The sequence below is a fragment of the Nocardioides maradonensis genome, from assembly GCF_054777115.1.
Genome location: NZ_BAAHAZ010000017.1, coordinates 54,014 through 71,384, shown reverse-complemented (window position 1 = coordinate 71,384; position 17,371 = coordinate 54,014). Strand labels below are relative to the sequence as shown.

Sequence of the window (17,371 nt, the reverse complement as noted above, 5' to 3'; positions counted from 1 at the left end):
AGGAACGGCCAGGGTTGTGCGAGCCAGTCTAGGGCTCACCCGTGTCAACGTACGGCGATCGCTTCGCGTTCCCGCTGGTCACGACCTCCGCAGGCGTACGACGGTGTCGCGCACCTCCATCGGCCCGTCCGGACCGTGCTGGGTGCGGGTCGGGGTGTCGGCGACCTCGACCTCCCAGCCACCGGCACCGACGTCGAGCGCCGCCAGCACCCGGTCCGGCTCGAACAGCAGACCGGGCCCGTGCGGGCGTCGTACGCCGGAGTCGACGTCGTGCGGGTGGTGGGCGGTGACCAGCAGGCGCCCGCCGGGGGCGACGGCAGCGGCGATCCGCCGATAGATGCCGGCGAAGTCCTCCACGGGGACGTGCAGGAAGCTGACCGTCACGAGGTCGAAGGACGCCTCGCCTCCGGGGACCTCGTCACCCAGCGCGTCCCAGGAGGCGGTCGTCACGGCGACGTCCCGGCTCAGCGCGTGCTCCCGCACCTTGCCGAGCGCCACCGGTGACACGTCGACGGCCGTCACGGTCCACCCCTGCTCGGCGAGCCAGATCGCGTCGGCACCCTCGCCGCAGGCCACGTCGAGGGCGCGTCCGGGCGCCAGGTCGGCGGCCTGCTCGACCAGCCGGACGTTCGGGTTGCCGGACCAGACGCGGTCGCTGCCGGCGTACCTCTCGTCCCAGACGCGCGCGGTGAGGTTGGCGCGCAGTTCCTCGAGGGAGTGGGCGTCGTGGTGATGGGGTTCGTGGTGGCGGTGCGGTTCGGCCATGTGCCCCCGCTGGGACTCGAACCCAGACTGGGCTGCTTTTAAGGCAGCTGCCTCTGACCGATTGGGCTACGGGGGCGTGCGCTCACTGTGTCATCCCGGTCATAAGTAGGTCTGGCGCGCGAAGATCGCGTGCGCACCGGCGACCCGGTCGAGGAACAGGTAGCCGTCGGTGTGGTCGATCTCGTGCTGCAGCGCCCGCGCCTCGAAGGCATCGGTGGCGACCTCGACCCACTCCCCCGTGCCCGGCAGCTGACCGCGCACGGTGATCCGCGACCCGCGCTTCACGTCGCCGGTCAGGTCGGGCACGCTCATGCAGCCCTCGCGCGCCTTCTCGTTGCGCGACGCGGCGACGACCTCGGCGTTGCAGAGCACGAACATGCCGTGGTGGGTGCGGGCCTTCGGGTGCTCGGAGACGTCGACGCTGAACACCCGCGCCGAGACGCCGACCTGGTTGGCCGCCAGCCCCACGCAGCCCGGGCTGACGCGTTGGGTGGCGACGAGGTCGGCCGCGAGCTGGACGACCTCGGGATCGGTGGGGTCGACGTCGGCACCGCGGACGGAGAGGACCTCCGCAGGAGCACGTACGACGTCGCGCACCCTGCCCTCGACGCCGAGCTCGGCCTCGGTCCAGGCAGCGAGCCTTTCGCTCGCCCCAGGGCCCTCGCTCACAGCTCGTCGGCCTCGATCGGGCGCAGCGTCGCGGTGACACCGACCCGCCCCGCGGCCTCCCGGACGGCCCGCTCCAGCGCCTGCGCGTCGGCCGAGGCCGGCAGGTCGATCTCGGCGACGAGCAGGTAGAGCTCGCCGGCCAGCCGCGTCGTCAGGTCGGTGATGTTGCCGCCGACCGCGGCCACCTCGCCGACGACCTCGGACACGATCCCGGGGCGGTCGCCACCGTGCACGGTGAGGACCCACTGCGACCCCGGGGCGGTGGCGGCCGGGTCGTCGCCCACCGGCCGCACCGCGACGTCGAGCGAGCCGTCGGCCGCGAGCGGCGCCAGGGCCGCCTCGATGTCGGAGGCCGCGACGTCGCCGCGACACAGCAGCATCATCGAGAAGTGCCCGCGCAGCAGCGTCATCGTCGAGTCCTCGACGTTGAGCCCGAGGCCGGCCAGACCCGCGGTCGTGGCGGCGATGATGCCCGGGCGGTCGTGGCCGAGCACGGTCACGGCGTAGAGGTCGGAGGTCACCGGCCGATTATGGACCAGGCGATGCCGTCGAGGATGTCGGTCTCCGCGACGGTGATGGTGGACAGCTGCGAGCGACGCAGGATCCGCGACAGCACCAGCGCGCCGGCGTCGATCACGTCGGCACGACCCGGGTGCATCCAGCCGAGGGTGAGGCGGTCGGCCACCGCCATCGCGACGAGCTCGTCGACCTGCCGCTGCACGTCGGCGACGTCCAGGACCTGGCGGTCGATCGCCTCGCGGTCGTACGCCGCCAGGCCGAGCACGCCCGCGGCGATGGTCGTGATGGTGCCGGCCACGCCGACGATCGTGGCAGCGTCGGCAGGGTCGACCGGGCAGGCGTCGAGGGCCGCGTCGATGTCGGCGACGCAGGCCGCGATCTGCTCGTCGGTCGGCGGGTCGCCACCGAGCCGGCGCTCGTGCAGGCGCACCGAGCCGATGTTCATGGAGTGCGCGTGCGTCGGCCCGCCGTCCGGCGTACCGAGGATGAGCTCGGTGGACCCACCACCGATGTCGATGACCATCACGGGCGTCGCGAGGTCGGGCAACCCGAGGACGGCCCCCGCGAACGACAGCCGGGCCTCCTCCTCGCCCGAGAGCACCTCGGGCGTGATGCCGAGCCGCTCCTGGACACCGGCTGTGAACACCGCAGCGTTCGAAGCGTCGCGGGTGGCAGAGGTGGCGCAGAACCGGATCCGCTCGACGCCGGCGTCGCGGATGAGTGCGGCGTACTCGTCGATGGCCGCGAACACGCGGACCAGTGCCTCGTCGGCCAGCCGTCCGGTGGCGTCGACGCCCTGACCGAGCCGCACCATCCGGCTCTCTCGCACCGACACCTCGGGCAGGTCGCCGATCAGCAGCTTGATGGTGTTGGTGCCGCAGTCGATCGCCGCTACACGCACGGACCCTTGCTCCACCAGTCGCCGAGCAGCTCGAGCGCCTCGTCACCGAGCGGGTTGACGCCCGGGCCCGCGGCCAGGGAATGCGCGACGAGCACGTGGATGCACTTGACCCGGTCCGGCATGCCGCCGGCCGAGATGCCCTCGATCTCGGGGACGTCGAGATCGTGCGCGGCACCGACCTCGGCGCGGTCGCGCAGGTAGGCCTCGTGCGCGGCACGGTACGCCGCGCCGAGCTCCTCGTCGGTGCCGAGCCGCTCCTGCATCTCGCGCATCAGCCCGGACTGCTCGAGGGTCCCGATCAGGGAGTTCACCCGCGGACACGTGAGGTAGTAGGTGGTCGGGAACGGCGTGCCGTTCGGGAGCCGGGGCTCGGTGACGACCACGTCGGGGTTGCCGCACGGGCAGCGGTGACCGACGGCGTGCACGCCACGGGACTCACGACCGAGCTGAGCGGCGACGGCCGCCTCGTCGTCGGCCGTGAAGGGGCCGGCGAAGTCGTTCACTGGGCGGTCGATCCCTTCGGCGCGGTGATGGTGCCGTCCTGCGGGGCGGGGATCGTCGTCGGCGGGTCACCCGCGACCTTCATCGACGCCCAGGCCGTGGAGTACCAGGTCGGGGTCGACGCCTTGCCGACCGTCGCAGGGTCGGAGAGCTGGGAGGTGCCGTCGAGCGGCCTGCCGTTGCCGTCGACGACGACGTACGGCGTCTCACCGCGGGCGACGTACCCGAAGCGCGACTTCGCCTGCTGCGCGACGTACGCCGGGTCCTTCCAGCGCTCGATCTCGCGCTGGGACTCGGTGATGCTGCCCGTCACCGCGTTGATGTGGCTCAACGTCTGGTCGGTCTGGCTGCGCTGGGCCAGGTAGGCACGCAGCGACGAGGCGTAGGAGACCGCCAGCGCGGCGAGGACGAGCACGAGGATCGCGGCCCGACCGGTCAGCCGGGTGCGGTGCTTCTCCTCCGCCACGGCCTTGGCCCGGGCGGCGACCTTCTCCCGCTGGGCGTCCCGCCGGGCGACCGCCTCGGCCGACCGCGCCGCCGCTGCCGGGCTGGTGCGTCCCTTGGCGGGGCGCCCCGGCTTGCGGCTGGTGCGACGCGGGTCGGCCATGGCGAGTCCTCCGGATCAGCCCTGGTAGCGCGGGAAGGCGGACGCGCCGGCGTACACGGCGGCGTCGCCGAGCTCGTCCTCGATGCGGAGCAGCTGGTTGTACTTCGCCACCCGCTCGGACCGGGCCGGGGCGCCGGTCTTGATCTGGCCGCAGTTCGTCGCGACCGCGAGGTCGGCGATGGTGGTGTCCTCGGTCTCGCCGGAGCGGTGGCTCATCATGTTGCGGTAGCCGCTGCGGTGGGCGAGCTCGACGGCGTCGAGGGTCTCGGTGAGCGAGCCGATCTGGTTGACCTTGACCAGCATCGCGTTGGCCTGGCCGCCGGCGATGCCGCGGCGCAGCCGCTCGACGTTGGTCACGAACAGGTCGTCGCCGACGAGCTGGGTCTTGCCGCCGAGCTGGTCGGTGATCGACTTCCAGCCGTCCCAGTCCTCCTCGTCGAGGGGGTCCTCGATGGAGACGATCGGGTAGCTCGCGACGAGGTCGGCGTAGTAGGCGATCATCTCGTCGGCCGACTTCTGCGCGCCCTCGAAGGTGTACGAGCCGTCGGTGCAGAACTCCGTGGCCGCCACGTCGAGCGCCAGCACGACGTCCTTGCCGAGCTCGTAGCCGGCCTTGCCGACGGCCTCGGCGATCAGGTCGAGCGCGGCCCGGTTGGACTCCAGGTCGGGGGCGAAGCCGCCCTCGTCGCCCACACCGGTGGACAGGCCGCGGTCCTTCAGGACCGACTTCAGCGCGTGGTAGACCTCGGCGCCCATGCGCAGCGCCTCGCGGAAGGTCGGAGCGCCGATCGGGGCGATCATGAACTCCTGGATGTCCACGTTGGTGTCGGCGTGCGCGCCGCCGTTGAGGATGTTCATCATCGGCACCGGCAGGACGTGGGCGTTCGGGCCGCCGACGTACCGGTAGAGCGGGAGGTCCGCGGAGTCGGCCGCGGCGCGGGCGACCGCGAGCGAGACGCCGAGGATCGCGTTGGCGCCGATGTTCGCCTTGTTCGGCGTGGCGTCGAGGTCGAGCATCGTCTGGTCGATCAGCCGCTGGTCGGCCGCGTCGAGACCCTCGAGCGCCGGGCCGAGCTTCTGGATGACCGCGTCGACGGCATTCTGCACGCCCTTGCCGGCGTACCGGTCGCCGCCGTCGCGCAGCTCGACGGCCTCGAAGGCACCGGTGGAGGCGCCGCTGGGCACCATGGCCCGGGCGAAGGACCCGTCGTCGAGCAGGACCTCGACCTCGACGGTGGGGTTGCCGCGAGAATCGAGGATCTCGCGAGCTCCGACGGCTTCGATCGCTGCCACGTGCGTTGCTCCAGGAAGTTGGGAGGGGGCTGTCGTGACGCAACCCTAGTCGCCGCGACCGGCCGGATCCGGCAGCACCCACCGTGCGGGCGACACGGCCTGAGCGCGACGACATGGTGCGGTGCCATGCTGTGCGCCGTGACCCCGCGCCTCCCCCACAGCGTGTACGACCGCGGCACCGACCCCGACCCGCGCTTCTCGCTCGCCAACGAGCGCACCTTCCTGGCGTGGATCCGTACCGCCCTGGCCCTGACCGGCGGCGCCGTCGCCGTGCACGCACCGGCCCTCGGGTTCCCCACGTGGGTGAGCGTCACGCTGTCCGTGATCGCCCTGGTGCTGGCGGCCGTCGCCGTCAGCCAGGCCTACCTGCGGTGGCGGCGTACCGAGGTGGCGGTGCGGACCGGCGCCTCCATGCCGGGCTTCACCGGCGGCATGGTCTTCGCGGTCGGCGTCGGGCTGCTGGTCCTCACGGCCCTGGCGGCCACCGTCATTCGCTGACCGGGTCGGCCGAGGCGAGGATCGCCCCGAAGACGGCCCCGAACAGCCGAGCGCACCGTGCGCTCATCTCCTCCGCGGTCGTGCCGGGGTGGGCGACCCACCAGGTGACCAGCGCGTCGAAGACGCTGCTCCACACGGCGACCATCGCGGACACGTCGTCCTCGTCGTCGTCGCCGGCCAGGTGCATCAGCTCGCCGACGCCATCGACGGCGAGCGCCTCGACCTTGTGCCGGTACGGCGCCAGCACGTCAGCCACCTCCGCCACCGACGCGAGCGTCGGGTCGTTGACCAGGGTCCACATCCAGGGGCGGTCCGCGAGCGCGACGAAGATGCCGTCGAGGGTCACCAGGGCGCGTGCCAGGCCCACCTCGCCGAGGCCCGCCGAGCGCTCGATCTCGGCGACGATGACCTCCGCGGCGTGCGCGAGGCACGCCGACAGCAGGCCCTCGCGGGAGCCGAAGTAGTTGTAGATCAGCGGCTTGGAGATGCCCGCACGCTCGGCGATCTCGGCGACCGACGCCAGCGCGGCACCGCGCTCGGCGAAGACCTCGCCGGCGACCGCGAGGATCTGCGCCTCCCGGTCGGCCCGCGCGACACCCTTCGTCCCGGTGCGTCCACCCGTCTTCGCCCTGGTCACGGGAACACCCTAGCGCGCGATATGACTTCGTGGTAACTTACCGCCAAGTCACATCCCATCGACCGCCCGAGGACGACCGATGCACGAGCTGCTGGACCCCTGGAAGAACCCGCTGACGTACGCGATCCCGTTCTTCCTGCTCAGCATCGCCCTCGAGCTGGCCGCGCTGAAGTGGCTCGACCACGACGAGTCGACCGGCTACAACGCCAAGGACGCCGGGACGAGCATCGGCATGGGCGCGATCTCGCTCGTCTTCACCACCGGCTTCAAGATCGCCTCGTTCTTCCTGTTCGTCTGGGCCTACGACCACCTCGCGCCCTGGCACCTCCCCACCGACACCTGGTGGTACTGGGTGCTCGTCATCGCCGGGCTCGACCTGTGCTTCTACACCGTGCACCGCTTCGTGCACCGGGTGAACCTCGGCTGGGCCGCCCACCAGGCCCACCACTCCTCGGAGTACATGAACTTCGGCACGGCCCTCCGCCAGAAGTGGAACCCCTGGTTCGACGCGGTCTTCTTCCTGCCGCTGCCGCTGCTGGGCTTCGCGCCGTGGACGCTCTACCTGGCGTTCTCGATCAACCTGATCTGGCAGTTCTTCACCCACACCGAGCAGATCGACAAGCTCCCCCGCCCGATCGAGCTCGTCTTCAACACCCCGTCGCACCACCGGGTGCACCACGGCTCGGACCCGATCTACCTGGACAAGAACTACGCGGGCATCCTCATCATCTGGGACCGGATGTTCGGCACCTTCCAGCCCGAGCTCCAGCGGCCGACGTACGGACTCACCAAGCCGGTCAACACCTACAACATGCTCAAGCTGCAGTACGGCGACTACGCGCAGATCATCCGCAGCGTCCGGTCGACGTCGAGCTGGCGGGAGCGGGCGGGCTACGTGTTCGGGCCGCCCGGGTGGATGCCCCGCGAGACCGCGAGCGAAGCGAGCCTGGTCGCGCGGAACAGCTGAGCGGCGAGCGGAGCGAGCGCCTTCGGCGAGCCTGCGAGCCGTCGGCGAAGCCGACCTACGGCTGCAGACCCAGTCGTCGCATCCGCTCCGCGTGGCGGTCGCTGAGCCTGCCGAACATCCGGCCGATCTCCACCAGGTCCCAGGCCGGTACGCCGGCGGCCCCGCCCACCAGGAAGGCCGTGAGCGACTCGCGCTCGGCCGCGACCCGCTGGGCCTGGGTGAGCGCTTCGGCCATCAGCCGGCGCGACCACAGGGCCAAGCGTCCACCGAGCCGCGGGTCGGCCTCGATGCCGGCACGCGCCCGCGCCACGACGAAGGCCGCGTGCGGTCCCTCCTGCATCGAGGACAGGATCAGGTCGCGGGTCTCGGGATCGAGGGTCGCCGCGATCTCGCGGTAGAAGTCGTCGGCCAGCCCATCCCCGACGTACGCCTTGACGAGGCCCTCGAACCAGTCGGCCGGGCCGGTGTGGGCGTGGAAGTCGTCGATCGGCGAGCGGAACGGCGCCATCGCGGCGAACGGGTCGCCGCCCAGGTCCCGGATCCGCTGGTGCAGCCGGGCGACCTTGCCGAACTCGGTGCTCGCCATCGTGGCCAGCGCGACCTTGTCCTCGAGGGTCGGCGCGAGCCGCGAGTCGTCCGCCATCCGCTCGAACGCGGAGATCTCGCCGTACGCGACGGCGCCGAGCAGGTCCACCACGGCCGCCCGGTACGTCGGGTCCTCCGGCACCTCCGTGCCGTCCCCCGAGCCGCTGGATGCAGGCATGCGCGCAGGGTACCGATACCATCGAAACCGGTGAGACGCTGCCCGGGCCGCTCGAGAGAGCGATCGGGCCGCCCGCCCGGGTCACCCCGACCCACGTATGTGCGCGGCTGAGTGTGAGTCAGCCGCTTCGAAACCTTGGCGCCTGCCGACCGGCTGACGACACTCCTGAGAGCGACACGACACTGACTACTGAACAGAGCACCACCCCGACCTTCCGCGACCTCGGCGTCATGCCGCAGATCTGCGACGCACTGGAGCGCAAGGGGATCGTGCATCCCTTCGCCATCCAGGAGATGACCCTCTCGGTCGCCCTGATGGGCACCGACCTGATCGGCCAGGCACGCACCGGCACCGGCAAGACGCTGGCCTTCAGCATCCCGGTGATCCAGCGCAGCGTCGCGCCGAGCGACCCCGACTACTCCGAGATCCCGCAGGGCAAGCCGCAGGCGCTCATCGTCGCGCCGACGCGCGAGCTCGCGCTGCAGGTCTACAGCGACGTCACCCTGGCCTCCGAGGACCGCGGCCTGCGCACCCTCGCCGTGTACGGCGGTGTCGGCTACGAGCCGCAGATCGAGGCCCTCGAGGCGGGCGTCGACATCGTCGTCGGCACTCCCGGACGTCTCATCGACCTGGCGAACCGCAAGGTCCTCGACCTCTCCCACGTGCACGCGCTCGTGCTGGACGAGGCCGACGAGATGCTGGACCTCGGCTTCCTGCCGGACGTCGAGAAGCTGCTCCGGCTCACCCCGGAGACCCGGCAGACCATGCTGTTCTCGGCGACCATGCCGTCCGCGATCGTGGCGCTGGCCCGGATGCACATGCGGCACCCGATGAACATCCGCGCGGAGTCGTCGTACGAGAACGCGACCGTGCCCGCCACCGCCCAGTTCATCTACCTGGCGCACGACCTGGACAAGCCCGAGATCATCGGCCGGGTCCTGCAGGCCGAGGACGTCGGCAAGATCGTCGTCTTCACCCGCACCAAGCGACAGGCGCAGCGCGTCGCCGACGACCTGGTCGAGCGCGGCTTCAAGGCCAGCGCGCTGCACGGGGACATGGCCCAGGTGGCGCGCGAGAAGGCGCTGGCGAAGTTCCGCGAGGACAAGATCCAGGTCCTCGTCGCGACCGACGTGGCCGCGCGCGGCATCGACGTGGCGGGCGTCTCGCACGTCGTCAACTACACCTGCCCCGAGGACGACAAGACCTACGTCCACCGGATCGGCCGCACCGGCCGCGCCGGTGCCTCGGGCATCGCGATCACGCTGGTCGACGCGACCGACGTGCACCGCTGGAAGATGATCAACAAGGCGCTGGACCTGCCGTTCGACGAGCCGGTCGAGACCTACTCGACCTCGCCGCACCTGTTCCACGACCAGGGCATCCCCGAGGGCACCAAGGGCCGCATCGTCGCCCCGGCGCCCGTCGAGCGCAAGCCGCGCGACTCCCGCGAGGGCGGCGAGCGTACGTCGGCCCCGCGCAACCGCAACCGGAACCGCACCCGCACCCGCGGTGGCGCCCCGGTCGAGGGCGGCGCGCCCGCCGCGTCCGGGCCCAAGGCCGAGGGCGAGAAGCCGGCCGGCTCGGGCAACCGGCGCCGCCGCCGGCGCTCGAGCGGCTCCAAGCCCGCCGCCGACGCGAGCTGATGCAATGCAACCAGGCCCCGAGGTTCGCCTCGGGGCCTGTTGCGTTCCTGGGCTCTGGTGGCCGTCAGGGCGTGACGACGACCGTCGTTCCCTCGGGCGCGAAGTCCCACAGCGCGATGGCGTCCGGCGTGGCCTGGCGGATGCAGCCGTGCGACTGCGGCGTGCCCAGCTGGGACGCGGTCTGCAGCGGCTGGCCGTCCTTCTGCGGGATGGTGTGGAAGCCGATGGCCGCGCCGGTCGGGCCGTGCGTGAAGCGCACGAAGTACTGCATGGTGCCGGAGTCGTCGACGCCGACGGCCCAGCGGGAGCGCGAGTAGACCTGGTAGGTGCCGGGCTGCAGGTTGTCGGTGACGCTTCCCGAGACCAGGTAGGTGCGGCGTACGTCGTCGTTGTGGTTGACCAGCCAGACGCGCTGCTCGCTCTGGCTGAAGACGACGCGTCGACCGCTGCCTGAGTCGGCGGGCAGGGCGGTGCTCGGGACCACGGTGCGGGCCTGGGTGGTGCGGGGCGTCACGCTGGTTGAGGCCGTGGTCGACGGGCTGCTGCTCGGCGTCGTGGCCGGGGGTGTGGGCTGCCGGACCTGGGCGGCCGCCTGACGTGCCGCTGCCGCCGACGGCGAGCCGCCATGCGGCAGCCAACCGAATCCGCCCACGACCGCGACCAGGGTCACGACCGCGGCGATGGAGGCGGCGACGATGCGTCCGTAGCGCGGCTTGACCGCACGGTGCCGGCCACTCGGCGGCGTCGCGCGCCGCTTCGGCTCGGGACGGGCGGCGCGCTTACCGGCGGCCACGACGTCCTGCCCGCTCGATCAGGTTGGCCGCGACCTCGCGGTAGGCCGCCGCGCCCTTGCTGGTGCGGCTGGTCGCGAGGATCGACCGGCCCGCGGCCGGGGCCTCCGCGAACTTGATGGTCTTCGGGATCGGCGGCTCGATGACCTCGAGGCTGTAGGTGTCGCTGATCGTGTCGAGCACGGCGCGCGCGTGGTTGGTGCGTCCGTCGTACAGCGTGGGGAGGACGCCCCAGACCTCGAGGTCGCGGTTGGTGAAGCGGCGTACGTCGTGCACGGTGTCGAGCAGCTGGCCGACACCGCGGTGCGACAGGGTCTCGCACTGCAGCGGCACCAGCACGCCGTTCGCGGCCGTGAGCGCCGCGACCGTGAGCACGCCGAGCGACGGCGGGCAGTCCAGCAGCACCCAGTCGTAGTGCTCGCCGGCGGCCACGAGGTCCTCGATCACGCCGCGCAGGACGTGCTCGCGACCGGTGCGGGTCAGCAGGTCCGCCTCCGCGCGCGCGAGCTCGATCGTGGCGGGCAGCAGGTCGACGCCGTCCTCGGTCGTGATGATCACGTCGGTGACCGCCGTGCCCTTGGTCAGCACCTGGTGGACCGACAGCTCCAGGTCCTCGGGGTCGATGCCCAGCGAGAACGTCAGGCAGGCCTGAGGATCGAGATCGATGAGCAGGACGCGCTGGCCCGCCTCGGCCAGCGCCGCGCCGATGGAGGCGACGCTCGTGGTCTTCGCGACGCCACCCTTCTGGTTGGCGACGGCGAGCACGGTGCTTTGGGGCGTGGACATCGTGGCCCATCATGCCGGACTCACCCCGCGTGCGCCCGCATCCCCGTGCTTGACTGACCGCATGTCGACCGACCTGATCACCGGGGCCACCGCCGGCATCGGCCACGAGTTCGCCGTCCAGCTCGCCGCCCGCGGCGACGACCTGGTCCTGGTGGCCCGTGACGCGGCCCGGTTGGCCGAGGTGGCCGAGCACCTGCGGGCGACGTACGGCGTCCAGGTGGAGACGATCCCTGCGGACCTCACCGACCCCGCCCAGCTCCAGACCGTCGCCGACCGCCTCGCCGACGCGAGCCGCCCGGTCGACCTGCTCGTCAACAACGCCGGATTCGGGCTCAAGGAGCGCTTCCTCGACAACCCGGTCGAGCTCGAGGTCGCCCAGCACGACGTCCTGGTGACCGCCGTCCTACGGCTCACGCACGCCGCGCTCGGCGGGATGGTCCGGCGCGGCCACGGCGGCGTCATCAACGTCTCGAGCGTCGCGGCGTTCCTCCCGCGCGGCACCTACAGCGCTGCCAAGGCGTGGGTGAACAGCTTCGGCGCCTGGGCGCACCAGGAGTACGCCGGAGCCGGGGTGAACGTGATGACCCTCTGCCCGGGCTTCGTGAAGACCGAGTTCCACCGGCGGCTCGGCATCGACCGCGACGCGAGCGCTCCGCGGGTGCTGTGGCTCGAGCCCGAGCGGCTGGTCCGCGAGGCGCTGGCCGACTTCGACGCCGGCAAGGCGATGTCGATCCCCTCGAAGCGCTACAAGGCGATCGTGGCGGTCAGCCGGCTGGTCCCCCGCCCGGCGCTGCAGCGGCTGCAGGGCATGGGCCGCAAGTAGCTCAGCCCTGGTTGACGAAGGCCCGGACCGAGTCGGCCACCATCTGCACCGCGATCGCGGACAGCAGCAGGCCGGCGATCCGGGTCACCAGGAGCACGCCGCCGTCGCGCAGGATCCGGGCGATGGGCAGCGAGAAGCGCATGGCCAGCCAGATCGTCAGGTGCACGCCGATCACGCCGAGGGCGACCGCCAGGCCGTCGGATACGCCGTCGATCCGGCGTACGAACAGCATGGTGGCGACGATGGCGCCGGGGCCGGCGAGCAGCGGGGTGCCGAGCGGCACCAGCGCCACGTTGACCTCGCCGTTCGCCTGGGGCTCCTGGTCGTTGCCAGTGAGCAGCTCGAGCGCGACGAGCAGCAGGAGCAGTCCGCCCGCGCCCTGCAGAGCGGGCAGCGTGATGTGCAGGTAGCTGAGGATCTGCTGGCCGACGAGCGCGAACGCGGTGATGACCAGGAACGAGACACCGACCGCCTGCCAGGCCGCGCGGCGGGTCGTGGCCGGCGAGCGGCCGGCCGTGAGCGACAGGAAGATCGGGACCGTGCCGACCGGGTCCATGATCACGAACAGCGTCACGAAGACCTCGGTCATCAGGACGAGGTTCACCACTGCGGTGCCGGCCCTCCGAAGGGCAGCGTGACCAGCTGCGGTCCGGTCGCGGAGACGTCGCGCAGGATCCAGTCGTCGCGCAGCAGCAGGATCGCCGAGGCCGGCCGCAGCACCAGCCACAGCCAGCGCCCCTCGGCCTCGCCCGCGAGCACCGAGCGGTCGAGCTCGCCACCGACACCGCTGACCGACACCGGCCACAGGCCGACGGGATAGGTGCCGAGCCGCACCTTCACCAGCGAGGTCCCCTCGCCCACCTCCCCACCGGGGTCCACGCGCTCGCCGAGATCACCCGTGAGCAGGCCCGCCACCCGGGCGCCGAGGCCGGTGCCGGGCTCCTCGCTGATCACGATCACGTCCACGGGTCCGTCGAGCGCGCTGCTGCCGGTGACGCACGTCAGCGTGGCGCGCGCGGACTCGGCGTTGGCGACGACCGCGAAGTCGGTCACCGTCCAGCCGGGGCCCAGCGGCCACGGCAGGTATGTCGGGAACGAGCCGGCCCGCTCCAGGTGGGCCGCGAAGCCGTCGTACGTCGCGGCCCTGGGGCGCCACACCGGGATCACCTCACCGTGCTCCGGGCACGACCAGGTGAGCTCGTCGAGCTGCGCGATCGGTGCGGCGCAGCGGGTGCATCCGGCGACCAGGGGCGAGCTCATGGCCCCAACCGTGGTGGGCGGTGCGCCCGACGTCAAGCGTTCCAGCGCAGGACGACCGGGTTCTCGCGCTCGTAGCCCAGCGTGGACAGCGTCGAGGTGTCGAGCCGGAACAGCCGGCCCTCGGTGGCGGGCAGTCCCAGCCACCGCGCCGTGAGCACGCGGAGGCTGTGACCGTGGGCGAACACGAGCGTGCGTCCCGAGACCGCGCGGACGCGGGCGACCACCCGGTCGAGCCGCTCCCCCACCTGCTCGGCGGACTCGCCGCCCGGGCACGGATCGGACCAGACCGTCCAGCCCGGCACGGACTCGCGGATCTGGGGCGTGGTCAGGCCCTCGTAGTCGCCGTACCTCCACTCGACGAGGTCGTCGTCGACCTCGGCGTCCGGGAAGCCGGCGAGCGCCGCCGTCTTCCGGGCCCGCGCGAGCGGGCTGGTCAGCACCTGCGCGAACCCGACGCCCGCGAGCCGTGGCGCGAGGTCGGCCGCGCCGGCCTCCCCTTCGGGCAGGAGCGGGAGGTCGGTGACGGAGGTGTGCCGTCCGTTGGTGCTCCACTCGGTGGCGCCGTGCCGGACGATCCAGAGTTCGCTGCTGTCCACGGGTCAACCGTGCCAGGATCGAGAGCGGGGGTCCTCACCGGTATCGGCTGGCGAGCACCGGAACCCATCGGGACCCGCGAACGTCGGAGGAAGCATGAGCACCTGGAACCGTCCCCTGGTCACCGCAGCAGCCGCGGCGGGCCTCCTCGCCGCGCTCTCCGCCTGCGGCAGCGACGACCAGGTCGCCGCCGACCCGGCGACCACGTCCACGTCGCCGACCACGACGACCTCCGCCAGCGCCGGCAGCTACCCGCTCTACTCCCCGGCCGACTACACCTACCGACTCCAGGTCCTGTGCTACTGCCCGCTCGTCGGCCCGGTCGACATCACCGTGAAGAACGGTCAGGTCGCCGGCGCGAAGATCGTGGGCGGGATGCACAAGGGCGGCCCGGTGCCGACGTACGTGAAGAAGACGATCAACGACATCATCGCGATCGCCAACGACCCGCAGTCGGGCGACGTGAAGGTCGACTGGCCGGCCGGCGCCGACGCCCCGCGGAGCGTCGCCGTCAACCCGATGCAGCGCGCCGCCGACGCCGGCGTGACCTACGTGATCCGCGACGTCAACGCGGGATGAGCACCCAGTAGTCGAGGTCGAGCAGCACGCCGGCGGCGTACTTCCCGTCTTCGCCGCGCAGCGTGGTGGTCGCGTCGCGGCCCTTGGTCGCGACCAGCCGCAGCCGGAGCGCGCCCACGGAGTCGGAGATCTCGGCCTTGTCGAGGACCTCGGACCAGGCGTAGACGGTGTCGCCGGCGAACGCCGGGGCCACGTGCGAGCCGGCGTTGATGCCGACGACCAGCTGGGCGTTGGCGAGGCCGTTGAAGGACAGCGCGCGCGCCATCGAGATGATGTGACCGCCGTAGATGAGGCAGTTCCCGTCGGGCCGGGCCTCGACGTTGAAGTGGACCTTGGCGGTGTTCTGCCAGAGCCGGGTCGCCATCTTGTGCTCGGAGTCGCTGAGCGTGACGCCGTCGACGTGGTCGATCTTCTCGCCGACCGCGTAGTCGTCGTACCGGTGCGGCTCGCCCGCTGCCACGAAGTCGTACGCCGAGAAGTCCAGCCCCGCCGGGATCACCAGGTCGGTCGCGGCCAGTGCCGGCTTCAGCTCGGGCAAGATCGCCTCGGGGGCGGGAGCGTCCACATCCCGCTTGTGCACCATCACCCAGCGGCACCACTCGAGCGCGACCTCGCCGCGCTGGTTGGTGGCCGTCGAGCGGACGTAGACCACGCCCGACTTCCCGTTGGAGTTCTGCTTGAGGCCGATGACCTCGGACCCGGTCGACAGAGTGTCTCCGGGCACGATCGGCTGGTGGAAACGGCACTCGGCGTAGCCGAGGTTCGCCACGGCGTTGAGCGAGATGTCCGGGACGGTCTTGCCGAAGGCGATGTGGAAGCCGATCAGCTCCTCGACCGGGTGCGGGTCGAGGCCCACCGAGGCGGCGAAGGCCGCCGACGACGGGACCGCGAACCGGGTCGGGTAGAGCGCGCCGTACAGCGCCCGGTCACCCTCGGTGACGGTGCGCGGCGTGGCGTGCTCGATGACCTGACCGACGGTGAAGTCCTCGAAGAAGTTGCCCGGGTTGGTCTTGCTGGCCGTCTCGCTCACGAGCGGTCATTCTGCCCGGTGAGGCCCGCGAGGCCACGGCCGGCCGCCACGCCACGGCGTACGGCGGCCGTGGCGGCCTGGCCGGCGACGGCACTGGCCGCCTTGAGCTGGTCGCCCAGCTGCTGGCCGGCGAGCAACGGCGCGAGCAGCCCGTCGGCCCGCGAGAGCAGGCCGTCGGCCTTGGTCACGACCGCGTCGAACCCGCCCACGCTGCCGTTGAAGCCCGCCACCGAGGTGTTGAACTCGCGCAGCGCCGCGGTGAAGTCGACCAGCAGGCCGGCGAAGGTGTCGAGGGTCTCGTTGAGCCGGTCGGCCGTCTCGTCGAGCTTCACGATGGTCTGGTCCACGTCGAGCATCGTCCGCATCCGGGAGCGCCTGCGCTCGGTCGAGTCACCGCTGTCGATCGTCATGGCCGCATGTTAGGTACGCCGGGAGTGTGGCAAACGCCGCAGTCCGAGGGCTGCCGCAGCGGCACTCCGGCGGCGTACCCACGGGTAGAGTGCGCGGGTTGATCGGTCCATGACCCGAAAGGTGACCAGATGCCGACGCTGTGCCAGACCGAGGGCCTCACCGAGGACCAGACCGAGATCCTGAAGGCCGTTCGCCAGTTCGTGAACGAGCAGATCATCCCGGTCGCCCAGGACCTCGAGCACTCCGACACCTACCCGCAGGAGATCGTCGACGGGCTCAAGGAGCTCGGCGTGTTCGGCCTGACCATCCCCGAGGAGTTCGGCGGCCTCGGCGAGTCCCTGCTGACCTACGCCCTGGTGGTCGAGGAGATCGCCCGGGGCTGGATGAGCGTCTCGGGTGTCATCAACACCCACTTCATCGTGGCCTACCTGCTCATGCAGCACGGCACCGAGGAGCAGAAGCAGAAGTACCTGCCGCGCATGGCGACCGGCGAGGTCCGCGGCGCGTTCTCGATGTCCGAGCCCGGCCTGGGCTCCGACGTCTCCGCCGTGTCGACGAAGGGCACCAAGCTCGAGGACGGCTCGTACTCCATCACCGGGCAGAAGATGTGGCTGACCAACGGCGCCACCTCCACGCTGGTCGCGCTGCTGACCAAGACCGACGAGGGTGCCGACTCGGTCTACAAGAACATGACCACCTTCCTGGTCGAGAAGGAAGCCGGCTTCGGCGAGACCGCCCAGGGCGTCACCGTCCCCGGCAAGATCGACAAGATGGGCTACAAGGGTGTCGAGACGACCGAGCTCATCCTCGAGGACCACCGCATCTCCGCCGACCAGATCCTCGGCGGCGAGCCCGGCAAGGGCTTCTTCCAGATGATGGACGGCGTCGAGGTCGGCCGCGTCAACGTCGCGGCCCGCGCCTGCGGCCTGGCCTGGCGCGGCTTCGAGCTGGGCATCGCCTACGCCCAGCAGCGCAAGACCTTCGGCAAGATCATCGCCGACCACCAGGCGGTGCTCTTCCGCATCGCCGAGATGGCCACCAAGGTCGAGGTCGCCCACTCGATGATGGTCCGCGCCGCGCGCCTGAAGGACACCGGCAAGCGGATGGACGTCGAGGCCGGCATGGCCAAGATGGTCGCCTCGGAGTACGCCAACGAGGTCGTCGAGGACTCCTTCCGGATCCACGGCGGCTACGGCTACTCCAAGGAGTACGAGATCGAGCGCCTGATGCGCGAGGTCAAGTTCATGCTGATCGGCGAGGGCACCTCCGACATCCAGAAGATGATCATCGGCCGGTCGCTGCTCAAGGACTACGCGCTCAAGGGCTGACAGGTC

The 17,371-nt window shown here is 71.4% G+C and carries 22 protein-coding genes and 1 tRNA gene; 6 read left to right on the top strand and 17 right to left on the bottom strand.

Annotation, left to right across the window (positions count from 1 at the left end):
- Positions 1–78 precede the first annotated feature (78 nt).
- From ACYVAQ_RS18595 to eno, 8 genes are all read right to left on the bottom strand, one after another.
- Positions 79–765 carry a class I SAM-dependent methyltransferase gene (locus ACYVAQ_RS18595; RefSeq protein ID WP_460791945.1) on the bottom strand — a complete coding sequence of 229 codons (687 nt, stop codon included), beginning with the start codon at positions 763–765 and terminating at the stop codon, positions 79–81.
- Between the two features lies 1 nt (position 766).
- Positions 767–841, bottom strand: a tRNA-Leu gene (locus ACYVAQ_RS18590).
- Between the two features lie 23 nt (positions 842–864).
- The gene (locus tag ACYVAQ_RS18585; protein ID WP_460791944.1) at positions 865–1,434 is read right to left on the bottom strand and encodes a peptide deformylase; all 570 of its coding nucleotides are present in this window, start codon (positions 1,432–1,434) and stop codon (positions 865–867) included.
- Positions 1,431–1,955, bottom strand: coding sequence for a glycine cleavage system transcriptional repressor (locus ACYVAQ_RS18580; RefSeq protein WP_460791943.1), 525 nt, complete (start codon positions 1,953–1,955; stop codon positions 1,431–1,433). Before ACYVAQ_RS18580 ends, ACYVAQ_RS18585 begins: the two co-directional genes overlap by 4 nt.
- Positions 1,952–2,854 carry a Ppx/GppA phosphatase family protein gene (locus ACYVAQ_RS18575; RefSeq protein WP_460791942.1) on the bottom strand — a complete coding sequence of 301 codons (903 nt, stop codon included), beginning with the start codon at positions 2,852–2,854 and terminating at the stop codon, positions 1,952–1,954. The genes ACYVAQ_RS18580 and ACYVAQ_RS18575 overlap by 4 nt, the downstream gene beginning before the upstream one ends.
- Entirely contained in the window at positions 2,845–3,357 is a 513-nt protein-coding gene (locus ACYVAQ_RS18570; protein ID WP_460791941.1) for a DUF501 domain-containing protein, read from the bottom strand. Before ACYVAQ_RS18570 ends, ACYVAQ_RS18575 begins: the two co-directional genes overlap by 10 nt.
- Positions 3,354–3,962, bottom strand: a complete 609-nt coding sequence (locus ACYVAQ_RS18565) for an FtsB family cell division protein (protein ID WP_460791940.1) — start codon at positions 3,960–3,962, stop codon at positions 3,354–3,356. Before ACYVAQ_RS18565 ends, ACYVAQ_RS18570 begins: the two co-directional genes overlap by 4 nt.
- 15 nt (positions 3,963–3,977) lie before the next feature.
- On the bottom strand, positions 3,978–5,255 hold the full coding sequence (gene eno / locus ACYVAQ_RS18560) for a phosphopyruvate hydratase (protein ID WP_460791939.1): 1,278 nt from the start codon (positions 5,253–5,255) through the stop codon (positions 3,978–3,980).
- Between the two features lie 138 nt (positions 5,256–5,393).
- Here eno and ACYVAQ_RS18555 point away from each other — a divergent pair, with 138 nt between their 5' ends.
- A complete protein-coding gene (locus tag ACYVAQ_RS18555) occupies positions 5,394–5,753 on the top strand; it encodes a YidH family protein (RefSeq protein WP_460791938.1) in 360 nt (119 codons plus the stop codon).
- On the opposite strand, the gene ACYVAQ_RS18550 is transcribed toward ACYVAQ_RS18555, so the two are convergent.
- Positions 5,743–6,390, bottom strand: a complete 648-nt coding sequence (locus tag ACYVAQ_RS18550; protein WP_460791937.1) for a TetR/AcrR family transcriptional regulator — start codon at positions 6,388–6,390, stop codon at positions 5,743–5,745. The genes ACYVAQ_RS18555 and ACYVAQ_RS18550 overlap by 11 nt on opposite strands.
- A gap of 79 nt (positions 6,391–6,469) precedes the next feature.
- On the opposite strand from ACYVAQ_RS18550, the gene ACYVAQ_RS18545 reads away from it, so the two are divergent.
- Positions 6,470–7,357: a sterol desaturase family protein gene (locus tag ACYVAQ_RS18545; protein ID WP_460791936.1), complete on the top strand. Its 888-nt coding sequence runs from the start codon at positions 6,470–6,472 to the stop codon at positions 7,355–7,357.
- 55 nt (positions 7,358–7,412) lie between these two features.
- Here the strand turns inward: ACYVAQ_RS18545 and ACYVAQ_RS18540 are convergent, their stop codons facing one another.
- Positions 7,413–8,120, bottom strand: a complete 708-nt coding sequence (locus ACYVAQ_RS18540) for a ferritin-like fold-containing protein (protein WP_460791934.1) — start codon at positions 8,118–8,120, stop codon at positions 7,413–7,415.
- Positions 8,121–8,413: 293 nt separating this feature from the next.
- Here ACYVAQ_RS18540 and ACYVAQ_RS18535 point away from each other — a divergent pair, with 293 nt between their 5' ends.
- Positions 8,414–9,763: a DEAD/DEAH box helicase gene (locus ACYVAQ_RS18535; RefSeq protein ID WP_460791997.1), complete on the top strand. Its 1,350-nt coding sequence runs from the start codon at positions 8,414–8,416 to the stop codon at positions 9,761–9,763.
- A 64-nt stretch (positions 9,764–9,827) separates the two neighbouring features.
- On the opposite strand, the gene ACYVAQ_RS18530 is transcribed toward ACYVAQ_RS18535, so the two are convergent.
- Both ACYVAQ_RS18530 and ACYVAQ_RS18525 read right to left on the bottom strand, forming a co-directional pair.
- Positions 9,828–10,556: a L,D-transpeptidase gene (locus ACYVAQ_RS18530; protein WP_460791933.1), complete on the bottom strand. Its 729-nt coding sequence runs from the start codon at positions 10,554–10,556 to the stop codon at positions 9,828–9,830.
- On the bottom strand, positions 10,543–11,340 hold the full coding sequence (locus tag ACYVAQ_RS18525) for a ParA family protein (RefSeq protein WP_460791932.1): 798 nt from the start codon (positions 11,338–11,340) through the stop codon (positions 10,543–10,545). The genes ACYVAQ_RS18530 and ACYVAQ_RS18525 overlap by 14 nt, the downstream gene beginning before the upstream one ends.
- Before the next feature lie 61 nt (positions 11,341–11,401).
- Here ACYVAQ_RS18525 and ACYVAQ_RS18520 point away from each other — a divergent pair, with 61 nt between their 5' ends.
- Entirely contained in the window at positions 11,402–12,163 is a 762-nt protein-coding gene (locus tag ACYVAQ_RS18520) for an SDR family NAD(P)-dependent oxidoreductase (RefSeq protein ID WP_460791930.1), read from the top strand.
- 1 nt (position 12,164) lies between these two features.
- Here the strand turns inward: ACYVAQ_RS18520 and ACYVAQ_RS18515 are convergent, their stop codons facing one another.
- The 3 genes from ACYVAQ_RS18515 to ACYVAQ_RS18505 are packed head-to-tail and all read right to left on the bottom strand — an operon-like array spanning position 12,165 to position 14,019.
- Positions 12,165–12,752, bottom strand: a complete 588-nt coding sequence (locus ACYVAQ_RS18515; protein WP_460791929.1) for a MarC family protein — start codon at positions 12,750–12,752, stop codon at positions 12,165–12,167.
- Between the two features lie 11 nt (positions 12,753–12,763).
- Complete coding sequence (locus ACYVAQ_RS18510) at positions 12,764–13,423, bottom strand: DUF6758 family protein (RefSeq protein ID WP_460791928.1); 660 nt, start codon at positions 13,421–13,423, stop codon at positions 12,764–12,766.
- A gap of 32 nt (positions 13,424–13,455) precedes the next feature.
- Positions 13,456–14,019, bottom strand: coding sequence for a histidine phosphatase family protein (locus ACYVAQ_RS18505; RefSeq protein ID WP_460791927.1), 564 nt, complete (start codon positions 14,017–14,019; stop codon positions 13,456–13,458).
- 94 nt (positions 14,020–14,113) lie between these two features.
- Between ACYVAQ_RS18505 and ACYVAQ_RS18500 the strand changes: the two genes are divergently transcribed.
- A complete protein-coding gene (locus tag ACYVAQ_RS18500; RefSeq protein ID WP_460791926.1) occupies positions 14,114–14,596 on the top strand; it encodes a DUF6174 domain-containing protein in 483 nt (160 codons plus the stop codon).
- On the opposite strand, the gene ACYVAQ_RS18495 is transcribed toward ACYVAQ_RS18500, so the two are convergent.
- Positions 14,583–15,626 (bottom strand): MaoC family dehydratase, encoded by a 1,044-nt coding sequence (locus tag ACYVAQ_RS18495; protein ID WP_460791925.1) that lies wholly within the window; start codon positions 15,624–15,626, stop codon positions 14,583–14,585. The two genes, ACYVAQ_RS18500 and ACYVAQ_RS18495, sit on opposite strands and share 14 nt — an antisense overlap.
- Positions 15,623–16,036 carry a hypothetical protein gene (locus tag ACYVAQ_RS18490; RefSeq protein WP_460791924.1) on the bottom strand — a complete coding sequence of 138 codons (414 nt, stop codon included), beginning with the start codon at positions 16,034–16,036 and terminating at the stop codon, positions 15,623–15,625. Before ACYVAQ_RS18490 ends, ACYVAQ_RS18495 begins: the two co-directional genes overlap by 4 nt.
- Before the next feature lie 129 nt (positions 16,037–16,165).
- Between ACYVAQ_RS18490 and ACYVAQ_RS18485 the strand changes: the two genes are divergently transcribed.
- A complete protein-coding gene (locus tag ACYVAQ_RS18485) occupies positions 16,166–17,365 on the top strand; it encodes an acyl-CoA dehydrogenase family protein (RefSeq protein ID WP_460791923.1) in 1,200 nt (399 codons plus the stop codon).
- Positions 17,366–17,371: the final 6 nt, after the last annotated feature.

Bases quoted from the DNA above. Each gene is read 5' to 3' on its own strand.
- ACYVAQ_RS18595 (WP_460791945.1), bottom strand. From the start codon at position 765: ATGGCCGAACCGCACCGCCACCACGAACCCCATCACCACGACGCCCAC.
- ACYVAQ_RS18565 (WP_460791940.1), bottom strand. From the start codon at position 3,962: ATGGCCGACCCGCGTCGCACCAGCCGCAAGCCGGGGCGCCCCGCCAAG.
- ACYVAQ_RS18545 (WP_460791936.1), top strand. From the start codon at position 6,470: ATGCACGAGCTGCTGGACCCCTGGAAGAACCCGCTGACGTACGCGATC.
- ACYVAQ_RS18540 (WP_460791934.1), bottom strand. From the start codon at position 8,120: ATGCCTGCATCCAGCGGCTCGGGGGACGGCACGGAGGTGCCGGAGGAC.
- ACYVAQ_RS18535 (WP_460791997.1), top strand. From the start codon at position 8,414: ATGACCCTCTCGGTCGCCCTGATGGGCACCGACCTGATCGGCCAGGCA.
- ACYVAQ_RS18525 (WP_460791932.1), bottom strand. From the start codon at position 11,340: ATGTCCACGCCCCAAAGCACCGTGCTCGCCGTCGCCAACCAGAAGGGT.
- ACYVAQ_RS18520 (WP_460791930.1), top strand. From the start codon at position 11,402: ATGTCGACCGACCTGATCACCGGGGCCACCGCCGGCATCGGCCACGAG.
- ACYVAQ_RS18515 (WP_460791929.1), bottom strand. From the start codon at position 12,752: ATGACCGAGGTCTTCGTGACGCTGTTCGTGATCATGGACCCGGTCGGC.
- ACYVAQ_RS18510 (WP_460791928.1), bottom strand. From the start codon at position 13,423: ATGAGCTCGCCCCTGGTCGCCGGATGCACCCGCTGCGCCGCACCGATC.
- ACYVAQ_RS18500 (WP_460791926.1), top strand. From the start codon at position 14,114: ATGAGCACCTGGAACCGTCCCCTGGTCACCGCAGCAGCCGCGGCGGGC.
- ACYVAQ_RS18490 (WP_460791924.1), bottom strand. From the start codon at position 16,036: ATGACGATCGACAGCGGTGACTCGACCGAGCGCAGGCGCTCCCGGATG.
- ACYVAQ_RS18485 (WP_460791923.1), top strand. From the start codon at position 16,166: ATGCCGACGCTGTGCCAGACCGAGGGCCTCACCGAGGACCAGACCGAG.